Origin of the sequence: Rahnella aceris (genome assembly GCF_011684115.1) — a bacterium.
Classification (GTDB): Bacteria; Pseudomonadota; Gammaproteobacteria; order Enterobacterales; family Enterobacteriaceae; genus Rahnella; species Rahnella aceris.
This window is the reverse complement of the sequence record NZ_JAADJV010000009.1, coordinates 1-23224: the sequence shown is the minus strand read 5'-3', so window position 1 is coordinate 23224 and position 23224 is coordinate 1. Positions and strand designations below refer to the sequence as shown.

17 protein-coding genes and 1 riboswitch are annotated in these 23224 nt (G+C 52.1%); of the genes, 8 read left to right on the top strand and 9 right to left on the bottom strand.

All coding sequences use genetic code 11. The features are described from left to right. Positions 1-195 precede the first annotated feature (195 nt). Positions 196-4224, top strand: coding sequence for a DNA-directed RNA polymerase subunit beta (gene rpoB / locus GW591_RS23910; protein ID WP_013577409.1), 4029 nt, complete (start codon positions 196-198; stop codon positions 4222-4224). Between the two features lie 91 nt (positions 4225-4315). Further along, a complete protein-coding gene (gene rpoC, locus GW591_RS23905; protein WP_013577408.1) occupies positions 4316-8536 on the top strand; it encodes a DNA-directed RNA polymerase subunit beta' in 4221 nt (1406 codons plus the stop codon). A 231-nt stretch (positions 8537-8767) separates the two neighbouring features. Here rpoC and thiH read toward each other — a convergent pair whose 3' ends face one another. The 7 genes from thiH to GW591_RS23870 form a co-directional block, all read right to left on the bottom strand. Continuing rightward, a complete protein-coding gene (gene thiH, locus GW591_RS23900; protein ID WP_166861445.1) occupies positions 8768-9946 on the bottom strand; it encodes a 2-iminoacetate synthase ThiH in 1179 nt (392 codons plus the stop codon). Continuing rightward, complete coding sequence (locus tag GW591_RS23895; protein WP_013577406.1) at positions 9943-10722, bottom strand: thiazole synthase; 780 nt, start codon at positions 10720-10722, stop codon at positions 9943-9945. Before GW591_RS23895 ends, thiH begins: the two co-directional genes overlap by 4 nt. Position 10723: 1 nt before the next feature. After that, positions 10724-10924 (bottom strand): sulfur carrier protein ThiS, encoded by a 201-nt coding sequence (gene thiS / locus GW591_RS23890; RefSeq protein ID WP_037035715.1) that lies wholly within the window; start codon positions 10922-10924, stop codon positions 10724-10726. Next, positions 10921-11670 carry a HesA/MoeB/ThiF family protein gene (locus GW591_RS23885; RefSeq protein ID WP_112197870.1) on the bottom strand — a complete coding sequence of 250 codons (750 nt, stop codon included), beginning with the start codon at positions 11668-11670 and terminating at the stop codon, positions 10921-10923. The genes thiS and GW591_RS23885 overlap by 4 nt, the downstream gene beginning before the upstream one ends. After that, a complete protein-coding gene (gene thiE, locus GW591_RS23880; RefSeq protein WP_013577403.1) occupies positions 11663-12316 on the bottom strand; it encodes a thiamine phosphate synthase in 654 nt (217 codons plus the stop codon). The genes GW591_RS23885 and thiE overlap by 8 nt, the downstream gene beginning before the upstream one ends. Beyond that, positions 12313-14277: a phosphomethylpyrimidine synthase ThiC gene (gene thiC / locus GW591_RS23875; protein WP_119262164.1), complete on the bottom strand. Its 1965-nt coding sequence runs from the start codon at positions 14275-14277 to the stop codon at positions 12313-12315. The genes thiE and thiC overlap by 4 nt, the downstream gene beginning before the upstream one ends. A gap of 122 nt (positions 14278-14399) precedes the next feature. Next, positions 14400-14526, bottom strand: a riboswitch (TPP riboswitch). A gap of 73 nt (positions 14527-14599) precedes the next feature. Continuing rightward, a complete protein-coding gene (locus tag GW591_RS23870; protein ID WP_013577401.1) occupies positions 14600-15115 on the bottom strand; it encodes an Rsd/AlgQ family anti-sigma factor in 516 nt (171 codons plus the stop codon). A 99-nt stretch (positions 15116-15214) separates the two neighbouring features. On the opposite strand from GW591_RS23870, the gene nudC reads away from it, so the two are divergent. The 6 genes from nudC (at position 15215) to GW591_RS23840 (ending at position 19646) form a co-directional block, all read left to right on the top strand. Then, the gene (gene nudC / locus GW591_RS23865) at positions 15215-15991 is read left to right on the top strand and encodes an NAD(+) diphosphatase (protein ID WP_013577400.1); all 777 of its coding nucleotides are present in this window, start codon (positions 15215-15217) and stop codon (positions 15989-15991) included. 71 nt (positions 15992-16062) lie between these two features. Next, complete coding sequence (hemE, locus tag GW591_RS23860; protein WP_013577399.1) at positions 16063-17127, top strand: uroporphyrinogen decarboxylase; 1065 nt, start codon at positions 16063-16065, stop codon at positions 17125-17127. 9 nt (positions 17128-17136) lie between these two features. Continuing rightward, entirely contained in the window at positions 17137-17817 is a 681-nt protein-coding gene (gene nfi, locus GW591_RS23855; RefSeq protein ID WP_037035724.1) for a deoxyribonuclease V, read from the top strand. Between the two features lie 70 nt (positions 17818-17887). Then, a complete protein-coding gene (locus tag GW591_RS23850) occupies positions 17888-18478 on the top strand; it encodes a YjaG family protein (RefSeq protein WP_013577397.1) in 591 nt (196 codons plus the stop codon). 190 nt (positions 18479-18668) lie between these two features. Next, positions 18669-18941: a nucleoid-associated protein HU-alpha gene (hupA, locus tag GW591_RS23845; protein WP_013577396.1), complete on the top strand. Its 273-nt coding sequence runs from the start codon at positions 18669-18671 to the stop codon at positions 18939-18941. An 18-nt stretch (positions 18942-18959) separates the two neighbouring features. Continuing rightward, complete coding sequence (locus GW591_RS23840; RefSeq protein ID WP_369794811.1) at positions 18960-19646, top strand: DUF1481 domain-containing protein; 687 nt, start codon at positions 18960-18962, stop codon at positions 19644-19646. A gap of 219 nt (positions 19647-19865) precedes the next feature. Here GW591_RS23840 and purD read toward each other — a convergent pair whose 3' ends face one another. After that, complete coding sequence (gene purD, locus GW591_RS23835; protein ID WP_166861443.1) at positions 19866-21155, bottom strand: phosphoribosylamine--glycine ligase; 1290 nt, start codon at positions 21153-21155, stop codon at positions 19866-19868. 46 nt (positions 21156-21201) lie between these two features. Then, positions 21202-22791, bottom strand: coding sequence for a bifunctional phosphoribosylaminoimidazolecarboxamide formyltransferase/IMP cyclohydrolase (gene purH / locus GW591_RS23830; RefSeq protein WP_013577393.1), 1590 nt, complete (start codon positions 22789-22791; stop codon positions 21202-21204). Positions 22792-23224: the final 433 nt, after the last annotated feature.

Below are 23224 nucleotides of genomic sequence, written 5' to 3'. Positions count from 1 at the left end.
TAGACGCCTTAATATATTGTTGCCTCTTGCTGTAGCTCATCTACAGATAACGCACAACGAAATGATTTAAGAGTGGTAGAAAACAGATATTGCGGGAAGCGTTTCTGCTTTCCGGTCGACATAAACGGTGTTGCATGAACTGTCCTTCTCAGGGCAGACAAGATTGGGTCACTGATCAGCGAGCTGAGGAACCCTATGGTTTACTCCTATACCGAGAAAAAACGCATTCGTAAGGATTTTGGTAAACGTCCACAAGTTTTGGACATTCCATATCTCCTTTCTATCCAGCTTGACTCGTTCCAGAAGTTTATCGAGCAAGATCCGGAAGGCCAGTACGGTCTGGAAGCTGCATTCCGTTCTGTATTCCCTATCAAGAGCTACAGCGGTAACTCTGAGCTGCAATACGTTAGCTACCGTCTTGGTGAGCCTGTATTCGACGTTAAAGAATGCCAGATCCGTGGTGTGACGTTCTCCGCGCCACTGCGCGTAAAACTGCGCCTGGTAATCTACGAACGTGAAGCACCAGAAGGTACGGTCAAAGACATCAAGGAACAAGAAGTCTATATGGGCGAAATTCCGCTCATGACCGAAAATGGTACCTTCGTGATTAACGGTACTGAGAGGGTTATCGTATCTCAGCTGCACCGTAGTCCGGGCGTATTCTTCGACAGCGATAAGGGTAAAACCCACTCATCGGGTAAAGTGCTTTATAACGCACGTATCATCCCTTACCGCGGTTCATGGTTAGATTTCGAGTTTGATCCGAAAGACAACCTGTTTGTACGTATTGACCGTCGCCGTAAATTGCCTGCGACCATCATTCTGCGTGCATTAAATTACACGACTGAACAGATCCTTGACCTGTTCTTTGACAAGGTGACTTACCAGATCCGCGACAACAAGTTGCAGATGGAACTGGTACCTGAGCGCCTGCGTGGTGAAACAGCTTCCTTTGATATCGAAGCTGACGGCAAAGTCTATGTAGAAAAAGGCCGCCGCATCACTGCCCGTCATATTCGTCAGCTTGAAAAAGACGAAATTCAGCGCATCGAAGTTCCTGTTGAATACATCGCAGGGAAAGTGGTCTCTAAAGACTACATCGACACCAATACCGGTGAGCTGATCGTCCCGGCTAACATGGAATTGTCTCTGGACCTGCTTGCTAAACTGAGCCAGTCCGGTCACAAAACCATTGAAACGCTGTTCACCAACGACCTCGATCATGGCGCGTACATGTCCGAGACCATTCGCGTCGACCCAACCAGCGATCGCCTGAGCGCACTGGTTGAGATCTACCGAATGATGCGTCCTGGTGAGCCACCAACGCGTGAAGCGGCGGAAAGCCTGTTTGAGAACCTGTTCTTCTCTGAAGATCGTTACGACCTGTCTGCTGTAGGTCGTATGAAGTTCAACCGTTCTCTGTTGCGTGATGAAATCGAAGGTTCAGGTATCCTGAGCAAAGACGACATCATTCAGGTAATGAAAAAGCTGATCGGCATTCGTAACGGCCAGGGCGAAGTGGATGATATCGACCACTTGGGCAACCGTCGTATTCGTTCCGTCGGCGAAATGGCTGAAAACCAATTCCGTGTTGGTCTGGTTCGTGTTGAGCGTGCTGTTAAAGAGCGTCTGTCTCTGGGCGACCTCGACACACTGATGCCTCAGGATATGATCAACGCTAAGCCGATTTCGGCTGCGGTGAAAGAATTCTTCGGCTCAAGCCAGCTGTCACAATTTATGGACCAGAACAACCCGTTGTCCGAGATCACGCACAAGCGTCGTATCTCTGCATTGGGCCCGGGCGGTTTGACCCGTGAACGTGCTGGCTTTGAAGTTCGAGACGTACACCCGACTCACTACGGCCGCGTATGTCCAATCGAAACGCCAGAAGGTCCAAACATCGGTCTGATCAACTCCTTGTCTGTCTATGCACAGACCAATGAGTACGGTTTCCTGGAAACCCCTTACCGTCGCGTGCGTGATGGTCTGGTGACTGATGAAATCAACTATCTGTCTGCCATTGAAGAAGGCAACTTCGTAATCGCTCAGGCGAACTCCAACCTGGACGAAGAAGGGCGCTTCATTGAAGACCTAGTCACTTGTCGTAGCAAAGGCGAATCAAGCCTCTTCAGCCGCGATCAGGTTGACTACATGGACGTTTCCACCCAACAGGTTGTATCCGTTGGTGCTTCATTGATTCCATTCCTGGAACACGATGACGCCAACCGTGCATTGATGGGTGCGAACATGCAACGTCAGGCAGTTCCGACTCTGCGCGCTGATAAGCCGCTGGTAGGTACTGGTATGGAACGTGCTGTAGCAGTTGACTCCGGTGTTACTGCCGTAGCCAAACGTGGCGGTATTGTTCAGTACGTGGATGCATCCCGTATCGTTATTCGTGTTAACGAAGAAGAGATGTACCCGGGCGAAGCAGGTATCGACATTTATAACCTGACCAAATACACCCGTTCTAACCAGAACACCTGCATCAACCAGATGCCGTGTGTGAATCTGGGCGAGCCAATCGAGCGCGGCGACGTGCTGGCAGATGGTCCGTCTACAGATCTTGGCGAACTGGCTCTGGGTCAGAACATGCGTGTCGCGTTCATGCCTTGGAACGGTTACAACTTCGAAGACTCCATCTTGGTCTCCGAACGTGTTGTGCAGGAAGACCGCTTCACGACCATCCATATCCAGGAACTGGCATGTGTGTCCCGTGACACCAAGTTAGGGCCTGAAGAGATCACCGCTGACATCCCTAACGTGGGTGAAGCTGCGCTCTCCAAACTGGATGAATCCGGTATCGTTTATATCGGTGCTGAAGTGACCGGTGGTGACATTCTGGTGGGTAAGGTAACGCCTAAAGGCGAAACCCAGCTGACGCCGGAAGAGAAACTGCTGCGTGCGATCTTCGGTGAGAAAGCGTCTGACGTTAAAGACTCTTCTCTGCGTGTACCAAACGGCGTGTCCGGTACGGTTATCGACGTGCAAGTCTTCACCCGCGATGGCGTGGAAAAAGACAAGCGTGCGTTGGAAATCGAAGAGATGCAGCTGAAGCAGGCGAAGAAAGACCTGACTGAAGAACTGCAGATCCTGGAAGCCGGTCTGTTTGCACGTATCCAGTCTGCGCTGGTTGCTGGCGGTGTTGAAGCTGACAAGCTGGGCAAATTGCCTCGCGATCGTTGGTTAGAACTGTCACTGACTGACGAAGACAAACAGAATCAGTTGGAACAGCTTGCTGAACAGTACGACGAACTGAAATCCGAGTTTGAGAAAAAACTCGAAGCTAAGCGTCGTAAAATCACTCAGGGCGATGATCTGGCACCAGGTGTGCTGAAAATCGTTAAAGTGTATTTGGCCGTTAAACGTCAAATCCAGCCTGGTGACAAAATGGCAGGCCGCCACGGTAACAAAGGTGTTATCTCCAAGATCAACCCGATCGAAGATATGCCTTACGATGAAAACGGGACTCCTGTTGATATCGTACTGAACCCGCTGGGCGTTCCATCACGTATGAACATTGGTCAGATTTTGGAAACCCACCTGGGTATGGCCGCGAAAGGTATTGGTGAAAAAATCAATGCCATGCTGAAGAAACAGGAAGAAGTTTCTAAGCTGCGCGAGTTCATCCAGCGTGCCTATGATCTGGGCGACGACGTACGTCAGAAAGTGGATCTGACCACCTTTACCGATGACGAAGTATTGCGTCTGGCTGAGAACCTGAAAAAAGGTATGCCAATCGCGACACCAGTCTTCGACGGTGCGAAAGAGACAGAGATCAAGCAACTGCTTGAAATGGGCGGAATCCCAACCTCTGGTCAGATCACACTGTTTGACGGCCGTACCGGCGAGCAATTCGAGCGTCAGGTTACCGTCGGCTACATGTACATGCTGAAACTGAACCACCTTGTTGACGATAAGATGCACGCGCGTTCTACCGGTTCTTACAGCCTTGTTACTCAGCAGCCGCTGGGTGGTAAAGCTCAGTTCGGTGGTCAGCGCTTCGGTGAGATGGAAGTGTGGGCACTGGAAGCATATGGTGCCGCATATACCCTGCAGGAAATGCTGACTGTTAAGTCCGATGACGTGAATGGCCGTACTAAGATGTATAAAAACATCGTAGATGGCGATCATCGTATGGAACCAGGCATGCCGGAATCCTTCAACGTACTGTTGAAAGAAATCCGTTCTCTGGGTATCAACATCGAGCTGGAAGACGAGTAAGTACTCGAATTCGCACTGATCACAGGGGCACCTGCCTGTTAATCAATACAGACCAGGTGCCTAACAGGTCTAACCCGACGGGAGCCAATCCGTGAAAGACTTACTAAAGTTTCTGAAAGCGCAAACTAAGACCGAAGAGTTTGATGCGATCAAAATTGCTCTGGCATCGCCAGACATGATCCGTTCTTGGTCTTTTGGTGAAGTTAAGAAGCCAGAAACCATTAACTACCGTACGTTCAAACCAGAACGTGACGGCCTTTTCTGTGCCCGTATTTTCGGACCAGTAAAAGACTACGAATGCCTGTGCGGTAAGTACAAGCGTTTAAAACATCGCGGCGTGATCTGCGAGAAGTGCGGCGTTGAAGTGACCCAGACTAAAGTACGCCGTGAGCGTATGGGCCACATCGAACTGGCTTCCCCGACTGCACACATCTGGTTCCTGAAATCGCTGCCATCGCGCATCGGTTTGCTGCTGGATATGCCACTGCGTGACATCGAACGTGTTCTGTACTTCGAATCCTATGTGGTTATCGAAGGCGGCATGACTAACCTCGAAAAACGCCAGATCCTGACTGAAGAGCAGTATCTGGATGCGTTGGAAGAGTTTGGTGATGAGTTCGACGCGAAGATGGGTGCGGAAGCAATTCAGGCTCTGTTGAAAAACATGGACCTGGAAGCAGAGTGCGAGCAACTGCGTGAAGAGTTGAACGAAACCAACTCCGAAACCAAACGTAAGAAGCTGACCAAGCGTATCAAGCTGCTGGAAGCGTTCGTTCAGTCTGGTAACAAACCAGAGTGGATGATCCTGACTGTGTTGCCGGTACTGCCGCCAGACTTGCGTCCATTGGTTCCGTTGGACGGCGGCCGTTTCGCAACGTCAGATCTGAACGATCTGTATCGTCGCGTTATCAACCGTAACAACCGTCTGAAACGCCTGCTGGATCTGGCTGCGCCAGACATCATCGTACGTAACGAAAAACGTATGCTGCAAGAAGCGGTAGATGCTTTGCTGGATAACGGCCGTCGCGGTCGTGCAATCACCGGCTCTAACAAGCGTCCGCTGAAATCTCTGGCAGACATGATTAAAGGTAAACAGGGTCGTTTCCGTCAGAACCTGCTGGGTAAACGTGTCGACTACTCGGGTCGTTCCGTTATCACCGTAGGTCCATACCTGCGTCTGCACCAGTGTGGTCTGCCGAAGAAAATGGCACTGGAACTGTTCAAACCGTTCATTTACGGCAAGCTGGAACTGCGTGGCCTGGCCACCACCATCAAAGCCGCTAAGAAAATGGTTGAGCGCGAAGAAGCTGTCGTTTGGGATATCCTGGACGAAGTTATCCGCGAACACCCGGTACTGCTGAACCGTGCACCAACCCTGCACCGTTTGGGCATCCAGGCGTTTGAACCGGTTCTGATCGAAGGTAAAGCAATCCAGCTGCACCCGCTGGTTTGTGCGGCATATAACGCCGACTTCGATGGTGACCAGATGGCTGTTCACGTACCGTTGACGCTGGAAGCCCAGCTGGAAGCGCGTGCGTTGATGATGTCTACCAACAACATCCTGTCACCTGCGAACGGCGAGCCAATCATCGTTCCTTCTCAGGACGTTGTATTGGGTCTGTACTATATGACCCGTGACTGTGTTAACGCCAAAGGCGAAGGCATGGTTCTGACTGGTCCTAAAGAAGCTGAGCGTATTTATCGCGGCGGTCTGGCCTCTCTGCATGCGCGTGTCAAAGTGCGTATCACCGAAGAGATCAAAAATACCGAAGGCGAAGTTACGCACAAGACGTCGATTATCGACACGACTGTCGGTCGCGCCATCCTGTGGATGATCGTGCCAAAAGGTCTGCCGTTCTCGATCGTCAACCAGCCTCTGGGCAAAAAAGCTATCTCCAAAATGCTGAACACCTGTTACCGCATTTTGGGCCTGAAGCCGACCGTTATTTTTGCTGACCAGATCATGTACACCGGTTTTGCTTACGCTGCCCGTTCAGGCGCGTCAGTAGGTATCGATGACATGGTAATCCCTGCGAAGAAAGCAGAGATCATCGAAGAAGCAGAAACCGAAGTTGCTGAAATCCAGGAACAGTTCCAGTCTGGTCTGGTCACTGCTGGCGAACGCTATAACAAAGTGATCGACATCTGGGCTGCGGCCAACGAACGTGTTGCTAAGGCAATGATGGAAAACTTGTCTGTTGAAGACGTCGTCAACCGTGACGGTGTTGTTGAACAGCAGGTTTCCTTCAACAGTATCTTTATGATGGCCGACTCCGGTGCGCGTGGTTCTGCTGCACAGATTCGTCAGCTGGCTGGTATGCGTGGCCTGATGGCGAAACCAGATGGTTCCATCATTGAAACGCCAATCACCGCGAACTTCCGTGAAGGTCTGAACGTACTCCAGTACTTCATCTCTACTCACGGTGCTCGTAAAGGTTTGGCGGATACCGCACTGAAAACGGCTAACTCCGGTTATCTGACCCGTCGTCTGGTTGACGTGGCACAGGATCTGGTCGTGACCGAAGACGACTGTGGTACTCACGAAGGCATCATGATGACTCCTGTCATCGAAGGTGGCGACGTTAAAGAACCACTGCGTGAACGTGTGCTGGGTCGTGTGACTGCAGAAGATATCCTCAAGCCGGGTACGGCGGATATCCTGGTTCCACGTAACACCCTGCTTCACGAGAAGACGTGTGATCTGTTAGAAGAGAACTCTGTCGACAGTGTGAAAGTACGTTCAGTCGTAAGTTGCGAAACCGACTTTGGTGTGTGTGCAAACTGCTACGGTCGCGACCTGGCACGTGGTCACATCATCAACAAAGGTGAAGCGATCGGTGTTATTGCAGCACAGTCCATCGGTGAGCCGGGTACCCAGCTGACGATGCGTACGTTCCACATCGGTGGTGCGGCATCTCGTGCGGCAGCAGAATCCAGCATTCAGGTTAAGAACACCGGTACCATTAAGCTGAGCAACCACAAGCATGTTAGCAACTCTAACGGCAAACTGGTTATCACTTCCCGTAACACTGAGCTGAAATTGATCGACGAATTCGGTCGTACCAAAGAAAGCTATAAAGTGCCTTACGGTTCCGTGATGGGCAAAGGTGATGGCGCATCTGTTAACGGCGGCGAAACCGTGGCTAACTGGGATCCGCACACCATGCCAGTTATCAGTGAAGTGAGTGGTTTCATTCGCTTTGCCGATATGGTGGATACTCAGACCATTACCCGCCAGACCGACGACCTGACCGGTTTGTCTTCTCTGGTGGTTCTGGACTCTGCAGAGCGTACCGGTAGCGGTAAAGACCTGCGTCCTGCACTGAAAATCGTTGATGCTAAAGGCGACGACGTATTGATCCCAGGTACTGATATGCCTGCTCAATACTTCCTGCCTGGTAAAGCGATTGTTCAGCTGGAAGATGGTACTCAGATCCACTCTGGTGACACCCTGGCGCGTATTCCTCAGGAATCCGGCGGTACCAAGGACATCACCGGTGGTCTGCCACGCGTTGCTGATCTGTTCGAAGCACGTCGTCCGAAAGAGCCTGCAATCCTTGCTGAAATCAGCGGGATCATCTCCTTCGGTAAAGAAACCAAAGGCAAACGTCGTCTGGTAATTTCTCCGTTGGATGGCAGCGATGCTTACGAAGAAATGATTCCTAAATGGCGTCAGCTGAACGTGTTCGAAGGCGAAGTTGTGGAACGTGGTGACGTCGTATCTGACGGCCCTGAGTCTCCGCACGACATTCTGCGTTTACGTGGTGTTCACGCGGTTACCCGCTACATCACCAACGAAGTGCAGGAAGTTTACCGTCTGCAAGGCGTTAAGATTAACGATAAACACATCGAAGTTATCGTTCGTCAGATGTTGCGTAAAGGCACCATCGTTAGCGCTGGTGGCACTGACTTCCTGGAAGGCGAGCAGGCAGAAATGTCTCGCGTTAAAATCGCTAACCGCCAGCTGGAAGCTGAAGGCAAAATCACGGCGACCTTTACCCGTGATCTGCTCGGTATCACCAAAGCCTCTTTGGCGACCGAATCCTTCATCTCTGCAGCGTCGTTCCAGGAAACCACGCGCGTTCTTACCGAAGCCGCTGTTGCGGGTAAACGTGATGAACTGCGTGGCCTGAAAGAGAACGTTATCGTTGGCCGTCTGATCCCAGCCGGTACCGGTTACGCTTATCACCAGGATCGTGCACGCCGTAAAGCACAAGGCGAAGTGCCAGTTGTACCGCAAGTCAGCGCGGATGAAGCAACGGCTAACCTGGCTGAACTGCTGAACGCAGGTTTCGGTAACAGCGACGATTAATCGTCTTCTGTCGAAACGCATAGAACCGCTCCTTCGGGAGCGGTTTTTTTTTGCCTGAAGTGTGCGAGTTGAAACGATCTGAAAAGAGGAGCCGGAACAGGGAACTGGACGATAACCTGTTCCGGCTATTTGGAAGCAGCGCCGGGATGAGTGGCGCCGGCCAGTTGCGAATATGCAGTGGCAAAAGCACATTAATGCTCCTGGCCTGCTGGTGCGAGGGGCAAAATTACTTTATGGAATCTGCATTCCTGAGAGTTTACTTGTTTGCCATCCGGCGACATTTTCCTGCGAGACGCGCCCCAAAAAACTGTCCCAGTCTTTCCAGACCGGTTGTAGCCCGGCTCGGGTCAATGCGTTCGCTACGTGCTGAGGTGAACGGTTGTCGTGCGGTGCAAATTGTTCAAGTTCAGGATGATTATCGGCATAGCCACCGGGCTGTGTTTTAGATCCTGCACTGACAGTGTTGATCGCCAGCGGAATAACGTGATCCCGGAAATAGGGGGATTCGCGTGTCGACAGTGAGAGCTCGACATCCGACGCGAGCATTCTGAAAGCGCAAATCAGTTGTAACAGCTGATTTTCTTCCAGCAGGGAAGCCGGTTCGATGCCACCGGTACAAGGTCGCAGTCTTGGAAACGCCACCGAATAGCGACTTTGCCAGTAGGTTTGTTGCAGATACAACAAATGTTCGGCCACCATATAGCTGTCAGTCCTCCAGTTGCCAGAAAGTCCGAACAGCGCCCCCAAACCGATTTTGTCGATTCCCGCACGCCCGAGCCGGTCTGGTGTTTCCAGCCGCCAGAAGAAATCCTGTTTCTGTCCGCGAAGATGATGCAAAGCATAGGTAGGCGCGTGATAGGTTTCCTGATAAACCAGCACGCCATCCAGCCCCAGCGTTTTCAGCTCAGCATATTCTTCCTGTTGCAGCGGCTGAACCTCAATCATCAGTGAATCGAAATGGCTTCTGATCGCGGGGAAATGACGGCGGAAATAGTCCATGCCGACCTTTCCCTTATGTTCGCCGGTGACCAGCAACAGATGTTTGAAACCCAGCGCATTCAGCGCTTCGCATTCCCGCCTGATTTCATCTTCGTCCAGCGTTTTACGTTTGATTTTATTGCTCATCGAAAAGCCGCAATACGTACATTCGTTGGCGCAAAGATTGGATAAATACAATGGCGCGAAGAAATTCACCGTATTGCCGAATCGCTGGCGCGTGAGTTGTTGCGCGCGTTGCGCCATCGGTTCCAGGTAAGGCAGCGCGGCGGGAGAAATCAATGCCATGAAATCTTCACGACTGATTTTGTTGCGGCTGAGCGCCTGTTCGACATCACGGGATGTTTTGCTATTGATACGCAGTGAAATATCATCCCAGTCCAGCGTTGACCACACATCTGTGAAGTTATTCATGACAACACCTGCGAGGTATTGAGGAAACCGGTCAGCGGGCTGGATGCGCTGGCGTGTCGTTGTCTGCCGCCTAATCCGCTTTGACGGGCGATAATCCCAGCCTGAACGGCCAGCCTGAATGCCGTTGCCATAGCAACCGGATCACCTGCGACAGCAATCGCCGTATTGACCAGCACGGCATCGGCCCCCATTTCCAGCGCTTCAGCGGCCTGGCTTGGTGCACCAATGCCAGCATCAACAACGACCGGAATGCGAGCCTGCTCGATGATGATTTGCAGAAAATCACGGGTTTGCAGCCCCTGATTGGAACCGATCGGCGCACCCAGCGGCATGACGGCGGCGCAGCCCGCTTCTTCCAGACGTTTACACAGCACCGGATCTGCGCTGCAATACGGCAAAACAACAAATCCCTGTTTCACCAGAATCTCTGCGGCTTTCAATGTTTCAACGGCATCGGGCAGCAGATATTTTACGTCGGGATGAATTTCAAGTTTCACCCAGTTTGTGCCCAGTGCTTCTCTTGCCAGTTGTGCGGCAAATACTGCCTCTTCAGCTGTTTTAGCGCCCGATGTATTGGGCAGCAAACGGATGCCGAGCTGTTGCAGAGGAGACAGAATATCATCACCTCCGCGACGCAGATCGATGCGTTTCATCGCCATAGTCACCAGCTGAGAGCCAGATGCTTCAAGCGCCTGTTGCATCAACGCCGGACTGGCGAATTTTCCTGTTCCGGTAAAAAGGTGCGACGTGAATGTGGTATCAGCAATTTTTAACATGTCAGCCTCCGGCTATCGCCTGAAAGAGCAAGATCTCATCACCGTCTTCCAGTAAATGAGCTGGCCAGTTATCACGGGGGATAATGACCTGGTTAACCGCCAGTGCGCTGCCTGCTGGGTTTAACGCCAGCAAATTGAGCAGGTTTAGTAACGTGAGCGGTTGACTGAATTGGTGTGGTTCATCATTGACCAGAATGTTCACACGTGGCCTCCGCAGATGGCACAGGCAGATGAACGCGTGAGTTGCAGTGAACGCCAGTTTTGCGTTTTTCCATCGAACAGACGTAATTTGCCGCTCAGTACAGAAGGCAGACCAGCCAGAATCTTCAGCGCTTCCAGTGCCTGCAATGTACCAATGGTACCGACCACCGGGCCGAGCACGCCGGATGTACGGCAGTTGCGCTGTACGGTTTCCTGATCCGGATATAAACAGGCGTAACAACCGTGAGCGTAAGGGGCTTCAATAACCAGAAGTTGTCCGCTGAATCCGACGGCGCTGCCGCTGATCAAGGTTTTACCGGCATCCACACAAACTTTATTAACTGCATGCCGGGTTTCCATGTTATCGCTGCAATCCAGAACGATATCGGCGTCCGATACGGCACGGGTCAATGCTTCTCCCGACAGACGTTCCGTGATGGCCACCGCTTCGCAAAGCGGATTCAGGCGCAGCAGTTCACGCTTTGCCAGAACGGCTTTGGGCTGATCGAGATCTGCCGTACGGTAGAGGATTTGCCGCTGAAGATTGGTGATATGCAATTGATCGTCATCGGCCAGAATCAGCTTACCTACGCCTGCTGCTGCCAGGTACAAGGCTGCGGGAGAGCCGAGGCCACCAAGGCCGACAATCAGTACTTTCGCCGCCTGTAATTTTTCCTGTGCCAGCGGACCGAATTCCTCCAGCATCAACTGGCGGCTGTAGCGCATAAAAGCCGCATCGTTAAGCATCTTGCGGCACCTTGCTGGCGCATAAGGCCAGCAGTTGTGCCGTCGCTGCACGCCAGTCCGCCGCCTGAGTAATGGCACTGACGACGGCTATACTGCCGACGCCGCAGTCGAGAACCGACGCCGCGCGGTCGATGCTGATCCCACCAATGGCCACCGTCGGAAAGCTGCCATCGAGCTTCTTAACATGTCGGGTGAGTTCTGCCAGCCCTTGCGGCGCCGAAGGCATATCTTTGGTCTGCGTCGGGAAGATATGGCCGAGGGCGATGTACGAAGGATTCACCGCGACAGCGCGTGCCATTTCAGCATCGTCATGCGTGGAAACGCCCAGCCGTAAGCCGGCCTGACGGATAGCCTCAAGATCGGCAGTATCCAGATCTTCCTGACCCAAATGCACCCCATACGCCTGATGCTTGACCGCCAGACGCCAGTAATCGTTGATGAATAACCGGGCCTGATATTTTTTACCGAGCGCGATGGCATCAATAATTGCTGGCTCGGCTTGCTCATCAGGCAAATCTTTCACACGCAGTTGCAGTGTTTTAACGCCCGCGTCCAGCAGACGGGCAATCCATTCCACGGTATCAACGACCGGATATAAACCGAGGTGGAATGGAACGGCAGGAAAGGATTGAGAGGACGGATTCATTTGCTGCTCTCCGAACTGAGGTTATCGGCCGGGTGATAAAGCTCACCGCCGCGCGAACGGAATTCGGCAGACATCTGCGCCATACCGGATTCAACGAGTTCTATTGGCTGGGCTTTGGCTTCAAGCGCAGCGGCGTAATCGCGAACTTCCTGAGTGATTTTCATCGAGCAGAATTTCGGGCCACACATCGAGCAGAAGTGTGCAACTTTGCCGGATTCCTGCGGCAGCGTTTCATCGTGGTAGGCGCGTGCCGTTGCCGGATCGAGAGCCAGATTAAACTGATCTTCCCAGCGGAATTCGAAACGCGCTTTTGACATGGCGTTATCGCGGATTTGGGCACCGGGATGGCCTTTAGCTAAATCGGCAGCATGTGCTGCGATTTTGTAGGTAATCAAACCCTGCTTAACGTCTTCTTTGTTCGGCAGGCCCAGATGCTCTTTCGGCGTGACATAACAGAGCATGGCGCAGCCAAACCAGCCAATCATCGCGGCGCCAATACCGGACGTGAAGTGATCGTAACCCGGCGCGATATCGGTAGTCAGCGGACCGAGGGTATAGAACGGGGCTTCGTGACACTGCTCGAGTTCTTCGGTCATGTTGCGGCGGATCATCTGCATCGGCACATGTCCCGGACCTTCGATCATCACCTGAACATCGTATTCCCAGGCAATTTTGGTCAGTTCGCCCAGTGTGCGTAATTCGGCGAATTGCGCTTCGTCATTGGCATCCTGAATCGAACCCGGACGCAGGCCGTCGCCCAATGAAAGCGAGACATCATAGTCGGCGCAGATTTCACAGATCTCGCGGAAATGCTCAAACAGGAAGCTTTCGCGATGATGTGACAGACACCATTTCGCCATGATCGAACCACCGCGCGACACGATCCCGGTCAGGCGTTTGGCGGTCATCGGCACATAACGCAGCAACACACCGGCGTGAATGGTGAAGTAATCGACGCCTTGCTCGGCCTGTTCAAGCAATGTATCGCGGAATATTTCCCAGTTCAGATCTTCGGCCACACCGTTCACTTTTTCCAGGGCCTGATAAATCGGCACGGTGCCGATCGGTACCGGACTGTTACGCAGGATCCATTCACGGGTTTCATGTATATAACGTCCGGTGGAGAGATCCATTACGGTGTCCGCGCCCCAGCGTGTCGACCACACCAGTTTCTCCACTTCTTCTTCGATGGAAGATGTCACCGCCGAGTTGCCGATATTAGCGTTCACTTTCACCAGGAAATTACGCCCGATGATCATCGGCTCTGATTCAGGGTGGTTAATGTTGGCGGGAATAATCGCGCGCCCGGCAGCCACTTCCTGTCGCACAAACTCTGCAGTGATACTGGCGGGCAGATGCGCGCCAAAGCTTTCGCCGGGATGTTGCTGGCGCAGAACCTCGCCGCGGATCCGTTCACGCCCCATATTTTCGCGAATGGCGATAAATTCCATCTCAGGTGTGATGATGCCTTTGCGGGCGTAATGCAGTTGCGTGACATTTTTACCCGCAATGGCTTTGCGCGGGCGCGGCAGGTGTTCGAAGCGGAGGTGGTCCAGCCCGTCATCCGCCAGCCGCTGCTGAGTAAAACCGGAACTGACCTGTGAAAGTTCCTGCGTGTCCGCACGCTCGTTTATCCAGCGGGCGCGTAATTTTCCCAGACCGGTATGCACGTCGATAACTGCCGCCGGATCACCGTAAGGTCCGGCGGTGTCGTAAACAGGAATTGCTTCGTTTTCTTCGAACTGCGGATTGTCTTTGCCGCCGCCGACCAGCGTCGGGCTGAGCTGGATTTCACGCATCGGCACGCGGATATCTTCGCGGTCAGCTTCAAGATAAATACGCCGGGAGTTGGGGAAAGCTTCGCCCTGCAAGCTGTCGATAAACGATTGTGCCTGCGCGCGTTGTTCACGGCGATTTGACGGTTTCTTTTCAGAAATAACGGGTTTTTGGGTACTCGACATAGCAAATTCCTCGCAAAAAAACGTGATGGAAAATTGCTTGTCAGGAGGTTTACGGCAGGAGTAAAAATGGGCGGTGCAGCACGGGCGGCCTTATGCAGGCAGATGCCTGATTGCGCTGAACGCATAACATTACTCTTGTTCCCTTCGCGGGTACTAACCCGATCAGGTTCCGCGGATCCCGAATTAACGGTCTCAGCCTGGCGTAATTCTCAACAGAAAATTATGCGCTAGGCACTCCGACAAGAAGCCTCAATATAGGAGGCGTTTTTTTAAACTACAAGTAAAACCATAACCCTGAGCAGGGTTTTATTGTGGCAACGTGTTAAGCCGGTCTGGCGAGATCAGGCTCATTTTCCGAAGGTGGCACACTCTCCGGGGCAGGCTCAAAAGCCATGATAATTAATTGATCTTCCAGTTGAAAACGGGCATCTAATGCCTCACCGATATCCGATAATGCATAGTGAAACGCGAAAGCATTGTCATCGTCAATATCAGTTTCTGTGTAACTGTCATGGAAAGCCATGATAGCTTCAGTATTCAGCTCCAGAGCAGGGTAGATTTTTGCCGCCTGTACTTTTTTCGGGCTGCCTGCGCCATCGACTTCTTCAATGATGCGTGGATAGAGATGAAAATGCCCGGCAGAAAGATAGTCGACCAGATGATGGCAAAAACTGTCCAGCGCCTTTTCATTCAAAGGTGTATGTTTTTCTTTATTGGGTTTCAGACCGACGAAAGTGCAGTACGAAACCAGCAGTTCTTTGCGTGCGTGCAGCCATTGATCCACTAACTCATTACTGCCACCAACGCGTTGGGTCAGTCTTTCCAGACGATTTAGCATGGTTGACTCCGTGAGCGACAAAAAAAGTAACCAAAAGTTACTAATATGTAAATATCTTACTCAGATTGTCAGTCCCGACGAGGTTATGCAACAACAATTATGGAATTACAGATTACTGAGCAACACAACGGTTGGTGGATCATCAGCCAGGAAGGCAAGCTATGGCTGCCTGAGGGTGAACTGCCGTTTGGCAGCGCCGCACAATTTTCTCTGACCGGTAAAACAGCGCGGCAGATCGGCGAATGGCAGGGCGAACCTGTCTGGCTGGTTCGTCAGACGATGCCAAACCATATGGTTTCCGCCCGTCAGTTGCTGGATCAGGATCGCGGATTATTCCAGTTGGTCGGGCGTGGTGTGCAGTTGTCAGAGTTTTACCGTTCTCACAAGTTTTGCGGTTACTGCGGACATGAAATGCACGTCAGCAAAACCGAGTGGGCTGCACTCTGCGGGCACTGTCGCGAACGCTATTATCCGCAGATTGCGCCCTGCATCATTGTGGCTATCCGTAAGGGGGATGAGATTTTGCTTGCGCAGCATGTCCGCCATCGTAATGGTATTCACACGGTTCTGGCGGGTTTCGTGGAAGTCGGAGAAACGCTGGAAGAAACTGTGGCACGTGAAGTGATGGAAGAAAGTAACATCCGGGTGAAAAATGTCCGTTACATCAGTTCCCAGCCCTGGCCGTTCCCCAATTCGCTGATGATGGCATTTATGGCGGATTACGACAGTGGCGACATACAGCATGACCCGAAAGAGTTGCTTAACGCGAATTGGTATCGCTTTGATGCATTGCCGCAGTTGCCACCGCCCGGGACGATTGCGCGCCGCCTGATTGAAGACACCGTTGCCCTTTGTCGTGCCGAACACGAAGAGTAGAGGCGATTTTACGTGATAGAATGCTGTCAGATGATTGTCGGGCGGCCCGAATACTGAAGGAAAGAGCAAGAATGAATGAGTTGAAAAACGACCGTTACCTGCGTGCTTTGTTACGTCAGCCAGTGGACATTACACCGGTCTGGATGATGCGTCAGGCTGGTCGTTATTTGCCGGAGTACAAAGCAACCCGCGCTGAAGCCGGTGATTTTATGTCGCTGTGCAAGAATGCCGAGCTGGCCTGTGAAGTGACTTTGCAGCCGCTTCGTCGCTATCCGCTGGATGCGGCGATCCTGTTCTCTGACATCCTGACCATTCCTGATGCGATGGGGCTGGGGCTCTATTTTGAAGCCGGTGAAGGCCCGCGTTTTTCTTCACCACTGACGAATCGTGCCGATGTCGAAAAACTGCCGGTTCCGGATCCTGAAATGGAACTCGGGTATGTCATGAATGCCGTGCGTACCATCCGTAAAAACCTGCAAGGTGAAGTGCCGCTTATCGGTTTCTCCGGCAGCCCGTGGACGCTGGCGACGTATATGGTAGAAGGGGGCAGCAGTAAAGCCTTCACCAAAATCAAAAAGATGATGTACGCCGATCCGGCGACTATGCATCTGTTACTCGATAAAGTGGCAGACAGCGTCATTCTTTACCTTAATGCACAGATCAAAGCTGGCGCCCAGTCTGTGATGATTTTTGACACCTGGGGCGGCGTGTTGACTCCTCGCGATTACCGCGAATTCTCCCTGAACTATATGCACAAAATTGTTGATGGTCTGATCCGTGAAAACGAAGGACGTCGTGTGCCGGTGACTCTGTTTACCAAAGGCGGTGGTCAGTGGCTGGAAGCGATGGCCGCAACGGGGTGCGATGCGCTGGGTCTGGACTGGACCACCGATATTGCCGATGCACGCCGTCGTGTGGGTGACAAAGTCGCGATTCAGGGCAACATGGATCCTTCAATGTTGTATGCCTCGCCAGTGCGTATAGAACAGGAAGTGGAGACCATTCTGGCCGGTTTCGGCAAAGGCAATGGTCATGTGTTCAATCTGGGCCACGGCATTCATCAGGATGTCCCGCCGGAAAATGCGGGTGCCTTTGTGGAAGCGGTGCATAGCCTGTCCCGGCAATATCACGAGTGAAATCCCGGTATGATCGATACCCGTGCTTTACGTGAAGAACAACGGATCCTCGCAGATCAGATCGAACTGCAGGATCCGCCAGGATTTACCACTCCCGCGTTGATCGCGGGAGTGGATGTCGGTTTCGAACAGGGCGGTGAGGTGACACGTGCGGCGGTGGCTGTTTTGCGCTACCCAACGCTGGAACTGGTGGAATATCAGATTGCCCGCATTCCCACTGTTATGCCGTACATTCCCGGTTTCCTTTCCTTCCGCGAACTTCCCGCACTGCTGCAAGCCTGGCAGCAACTCTCATTGCAGCCTGATTTGGTTTTTGTCGACGGGCAGGGGATCGCGCATCCGCGCCGTCTCGGCGTTGCCAGTCACTTTGGTCTGATGATCGACGTGCCGACGATTGGTGTGGCGAAAAGCCGTCTATGCGGTCAGTTCCTGCCATTAGGCGATGAACTACACAGCCGCCAGGCGCTGTACGAAGGGGATGAACAGATTGGCTGGGTGTGGCGCAGCAAGCTACGCTGTAATCCATTATTCATCTCACCCGGTAATCGTATCAGCATGGATTCATCGTTTTATTGGGTCGAACAGTGCATAAGACAATATCGTCTGCCGGAGCCTACCCGTTGGGCGGATGCTGTGGCATCAAACCGGGCGGCGTTTCAACGCTGGCAACGGTTGAGTGATGATCTTTAGGAATCAAGGAATAGGGATATTGATTTATTTCAGGTAAACTCCCGCGCAGAAAAGTTAACGAGATCAACTCATGTTACGTAATCCAATTCATTTACGTCTCGAAAAGCTGGAAAGCTGGCAACACGTGACGTTTATGGCGAGCTTGTGTGAACGCATGTATCCGAACTATCAGGCATTTTGCCTGGAAACCGGGTTTGGCGAACCACAGCTTTACCGCCGCATCCTGGATTTAATTTGGGAAACGCTGGTGGTAAAAGACGCCAAGGTCAATTTTGACTCACAGCTCGAAAAACTGGAGGAAGCGGTGCCTTCTTCTGATGATTACGACATCTATGGGGTTTATCCGGCCATTGATGCGTGTATTGCATTAGGCGAACTGATTCATTCGCGTCTGAGTGGCGAAACGCTGTCTCACGCGGTTGCCGTCAGTGAGACGTCAATTCGTACTGTCGCGATGCTGGAAATGACTCAGGCCGGGAAAGAAATGACCGATGAAGAACTCAAAGTCATTCCTGCCGTTGAAGAAGAATGGGACATCCAATGGGAGATTTTTCGCCTGTTGGCTGACTGTGAGGAGCGTGACCTGGAATTAATAAAAGGGTTACGTTCTGACCTGCGTGAAGCTGCTGTCAGTAACATTGGCATAAATTTAGCGCAATAAGGCAAGAAAACGTGATTTAACGCCTGATTTGTCGTGCCTTAAGGCTTCACATCCGCACCCTGTCTGGTCTACATTTGGGGGGCGTAAAAAAAGTGGCTATCGGTGCGTGTATGCAGGAGGGTGCTGTCAATCGGCATATCCGTCGCACTTGATGCTTTGCAAACGATAAACACACTGTAAAGGATAACTTATGAACAAGACTCAACTGATTGATGTAATTGCGGACAAAGCTGATCTTTCCAAAGCACAGGCCAAAGTTGCTCTTGAATCTACCCTGTCTGCTATTACCGAGTCTCTGAAAGAAGGTGATGCTGTACAATTAGTTGGTTTCGGGACTTTCAAGGTAAATCATCGTAACGAGCGTACTGGTCGTAACCCACAGACTGGTAAAGAAATCAAAATCGCAGCTGCAAACGTGCCTGCGTTCGTTTCTGGTAAAGCTCTGAAAGACGCTGTTAAGTAATTGCTTGCAGTGAAAAGAATAAGCGGGGGGGCCTTTAAGGCCCTTCAGTTTATCACCCCCGGACTGGTAGCAGGTTTACTGGTGCTCGGTCTGGTGGGTTGCAGTTCTAAAAAAGGTCCTGAGTTATTCTTTGCCAGCGGCTATGTCGCTGATCAAGGTATCAACCGGCTCTGGCGCGAAGACAGCGCACAGCACGAGCCTCAAACCATTCTCAACGTCTATAGCCCCTATTACGGCGGCGATACGATTATTACCCGATACGAATTCCAGCAGGGGCAATTGCACCTGATTAAAGAAACCCATGCGACTAAAACTGATTTGGGTGTCATGCTGCGTTTTGACGAGGGTGGCAACGTTAGCTTTATGCAGCGACAACTCCCTGAGCGCCGCGAGAAGTTATCGTCAGACGAAATCGAACGCTATAAATATGAAGCGTCAAAAACCCTCGATCTGAGCAATGCGCTGCGGGCAGGGAATGTCAGGCTGGTCCAGGCACGCTGGCGCAAAGGGTTAATAACGACCTGCGCAGGCGAGCAGGTGACGCCGGCACTGACTGTCCGTTCACAGGTCTGGCTGGCGAAACGGGCCAGCCGAAGTAACGATAATCTGGGCTTAGCCTGGCTGACGGCTCCGCAAGGCAACGAACTGTTGCTGGTCGCCAATGAAGATTTCTGTAAATGGGAACCAAAAGAGTCTGATCTGTGATCCCGTTTTCACTATTGAAAAGGCACGCCGAAGCGTAATGCTGGTCACTTAAGGAAATGAGGCCCGTGAATTTGGGCCTTCAATGAAGAAAAATAGCGCTACAAGCCTGATTCCTTCATTATCCTTTGAAGCACAAAAATGAATTTGTATTCATAAAAATGCTTAAGTGACCGGCATTACGCCGAAGCGTGCCTTTTTTGATCGTCGGGTGAGATGTAATTACTGATTACGTTCGCGGTCGATGGCGCGATAACCGATGTCTTTGCGGCAGAAACTACCTTCCCAATGAATGTCTTTCGCTAAATCATAAGCGCGTGCCTGGGCTGCTTCCACCGTTTTACCCAATGCCGTCACACATAACACGCGACCGCCATTAGTGACCACACGTTCATCCTGCAAACGGGTCCCTGCGTGGAAGACTTTACCATCCGGCACTTCTTCCAGCGGCAGGCCATGAATAACGTCTCCGGTTTTATAATCAGCAGGGTAGCCACCGGCTGCGAGCACGACACCCAGAGACGGTCGCGGATCCCACTCAGATGTTTTATCACCCAGACGACCTTCAGCACCGGCCAGGCATAAATCCACAAGATCAGAACGCAGACGTAACATGATCGGCTGAGTTTCCGGATCGCCGAAACGGCAGTTGAACTCGATCACTTTCGGCTGGCCGTCGGCTGAAATCATCAGACCGGCATACAGGAAACCGGTATAAGTGTTATTTTCCGCCGCCATACCGCGAACAGTCGGCCAGATGACCTGATCCATCACGCGTTGATGGATTTCATCGGTTACGACCGGCGCCGGAGAATAGGCTCCCATGCCGCCCGTGTTCGGACCGCTGTCGCCGTCACCCACGCGTTTGTGATCCTGACTGGTCGCCATCGGTAACACATTGCTGCCGTCGACCATGACGATGAAACTGGCTTCTTCGCCATCGAGGAATTCCTCGATAACAATGCGATGACCTGCATCACCGAAAGCATTTCCCGCCAGCATGTCGTGAACGGCGTCTTCCGCTTCTTTCAACGTCATCGCAACAATGACGCCTTTACCTGCTGCCAGACCATCGGCTTTGATGACTATCGGCGCGCCTTTGCTGCGCAGATAAGCCAGCGCAGGTTCGATTTCAGTGAAGTTCTGATAATCAGCGCTTGGAATGTTATGACGAGCCAGAAAATCCTTAGTGAAGGCTTTAGAACCTTCCAGTTGCGCGGCTTCCTGCGTCGGGCCAAAAATTTTCAGACCGGCTGCACGGAAAGCATCAACCACGCCAATCACCAGCGGCGCTTCAGGGCCGACAATCGTCAGCCCGATGTCATGACTTTTAGCGAAAGCCAGCAAACCGGCGATGTCAGTGGCGGCGATGTCCACGTTTTCCAGCAACGGCTCCAGCGCGGTACCGGCGTTGCCTGGTGCAACAAAGACTTTATCAGCCAAAGGTGACTGCGATGCCTTCCATGCCAGTGCATGTTCACGCCCGCCGTTACCGATAATTAAAATATTCATTCGAAGACTCCGGGTGAGCGGGCGCATCGCACCCGCTAAAAGAAAATTAATGACGGAAATGGCGCATGTCGGTGAACAGCATTGCAATGCCGTGTTCGTTAGCCGCGGCGATCACTTCATCGTCACGGATAGAACCGCCTGGCTGGATAACACAGGTAATACCTACCGCTGCCGCAGCGTCGATACCGTCGCGGAACGGGAAGAAGGCATCAGAAGCCATTACGGAACCGGCTACTTCCAGGCCTTCGTCAGCGGCTTTAATACCGGCAATTTTAGCGGAGTAAACGCGGCTCATCTGGCCTGCGCCGATACCGATGGTCATTTTGTCTCGTGCATACACAATGGCGTTGGATTTGACGAATTTTGCGACTTTCCAGCAGAACAGGGCATCTGTCAGTTCCTGCTCTGTCGGCTGGCGCTCGGATACCACACGCAGATCAGCGGTATCAACCATACCCAAATCGCGATCCTGAACCAGCAGGCCGCCGTTAACACGTTTGAAGTCGAGCGCTTTCTGGCGACCTTCCCATTGTCCGCAGGTCAGTACACGAACGTTTTGTTTCGCGGCGGTGAGTGTCAGTGCCTCGGCACTTACCGATGGTGCGATGATCACTTCCACAAACTGACGGCTGATGATCGCTTTTGCCGTTTCAGCATCCAGTTCACGGTTGAAGGCAATAATGCCGCCGAAAGCTGAGGTCGGGTCAGTCTGATAGGCGCGTTCATAAGCTGCCAGTATGCTGTCGCCGATAGCTACGCCACAAGGGTTGGCGTGTTTGACAATGACGCAGGCCGGTTCAGCAAACTCTTTCACACATTCCAGAGCCGCATCGGTATCCGCAATGTTGTTATAGGAAAGTGCTTTGCCCTGCAGCTGGGTAGAAGTGGCAACCGAAGCTTCGCTGACGTTCTCTTCTATATAGAAGGCAGCGTTCTGATGGCTGTTCTCGCCATAACGCATATCTTGTTTCTTTATATAGCTGAGATTCAGTGTGCGCGGGAACTGGCCGGAAGCCGATTCAGTATCACCGTGGTAAGCCGGAACCATCGTGCCAAAGTAGTTAGCAATCATGCCGTCGTAAGAGGCGGTGTGTTCAAAGGCTTTAATCGCCAGGTTGAAACGAGTCGCCAGCGTCAGCGAGCTGTTGTTGGCATCCATCTCTTCAATAATAGAAGCGTAATCGCTGCTCTTTACTACGATCGCCACATCTTTATGGTTCTTCGCTGCCGAGCGAACCATGGTAGGGCCGCCGATATCAATGTTTTCTACCGCATCTTCCAGTGAACAATCTGGACGTGCGACGGTTTGTGCGAACGGATAAAGGTTAACGACCACCATGTCGATTGGCGCAATGGAATGTTGTGCCATGATTTCATCATCTTTCCCGCGACGACCGAGGATGCCACCGTGAACTTTCGGGTGCAGGGTTTTGACGCGTCCATCCATCATTTCCGGGAAGCCGGTGTAGTCAGAGACTTCAGTGACTGGCAGGCCGGCTTTCGCCAACAGGCTGGCGGTGCCGCCAGTGGAAAGTAATTCAACGCCACGCGAAGACAGAGCCTGGGCGAATTCTACGATACCGGCTTTGTCAGAAACACTGAGCAGGGCACGGCGGATTGGACGAGATTGTTGCATGGTGGTTATATCCTTGGCTTTGGAGTCGCAGTAAAGAGCGTTATCTGAATTCAATGACGCTTTTCTTCTCTTTATATAGAGCAATTTGCAGAAAAACGCGGGATTGAGCTTGGATAACTTCCCTTCGGCGACTGACTTTTCATTTATTACCCCTAAAGGGCAGTGAAAACTGACGCGCGAAATTGTAGCGAAAACGATTGCGCGACGCTCGCAAAATTTGAGATTCCTGTGCCTCTGTGGATAAATCTGTGCAAAACACGGTATAAGCAGTGGGTTTGCTGTGTAATGCAGCAAACGGTGTTTTTTCTTAAAATTAGCCCTTGCGGCCTGCTGAGAACTCCCTATAATGCCGCTCCATCGACAGGGAACAACGTGAACAACATCACGAAGTGACCGGGTCGGAAAGATTAAAAACAGCGGCAACCGGATAAAA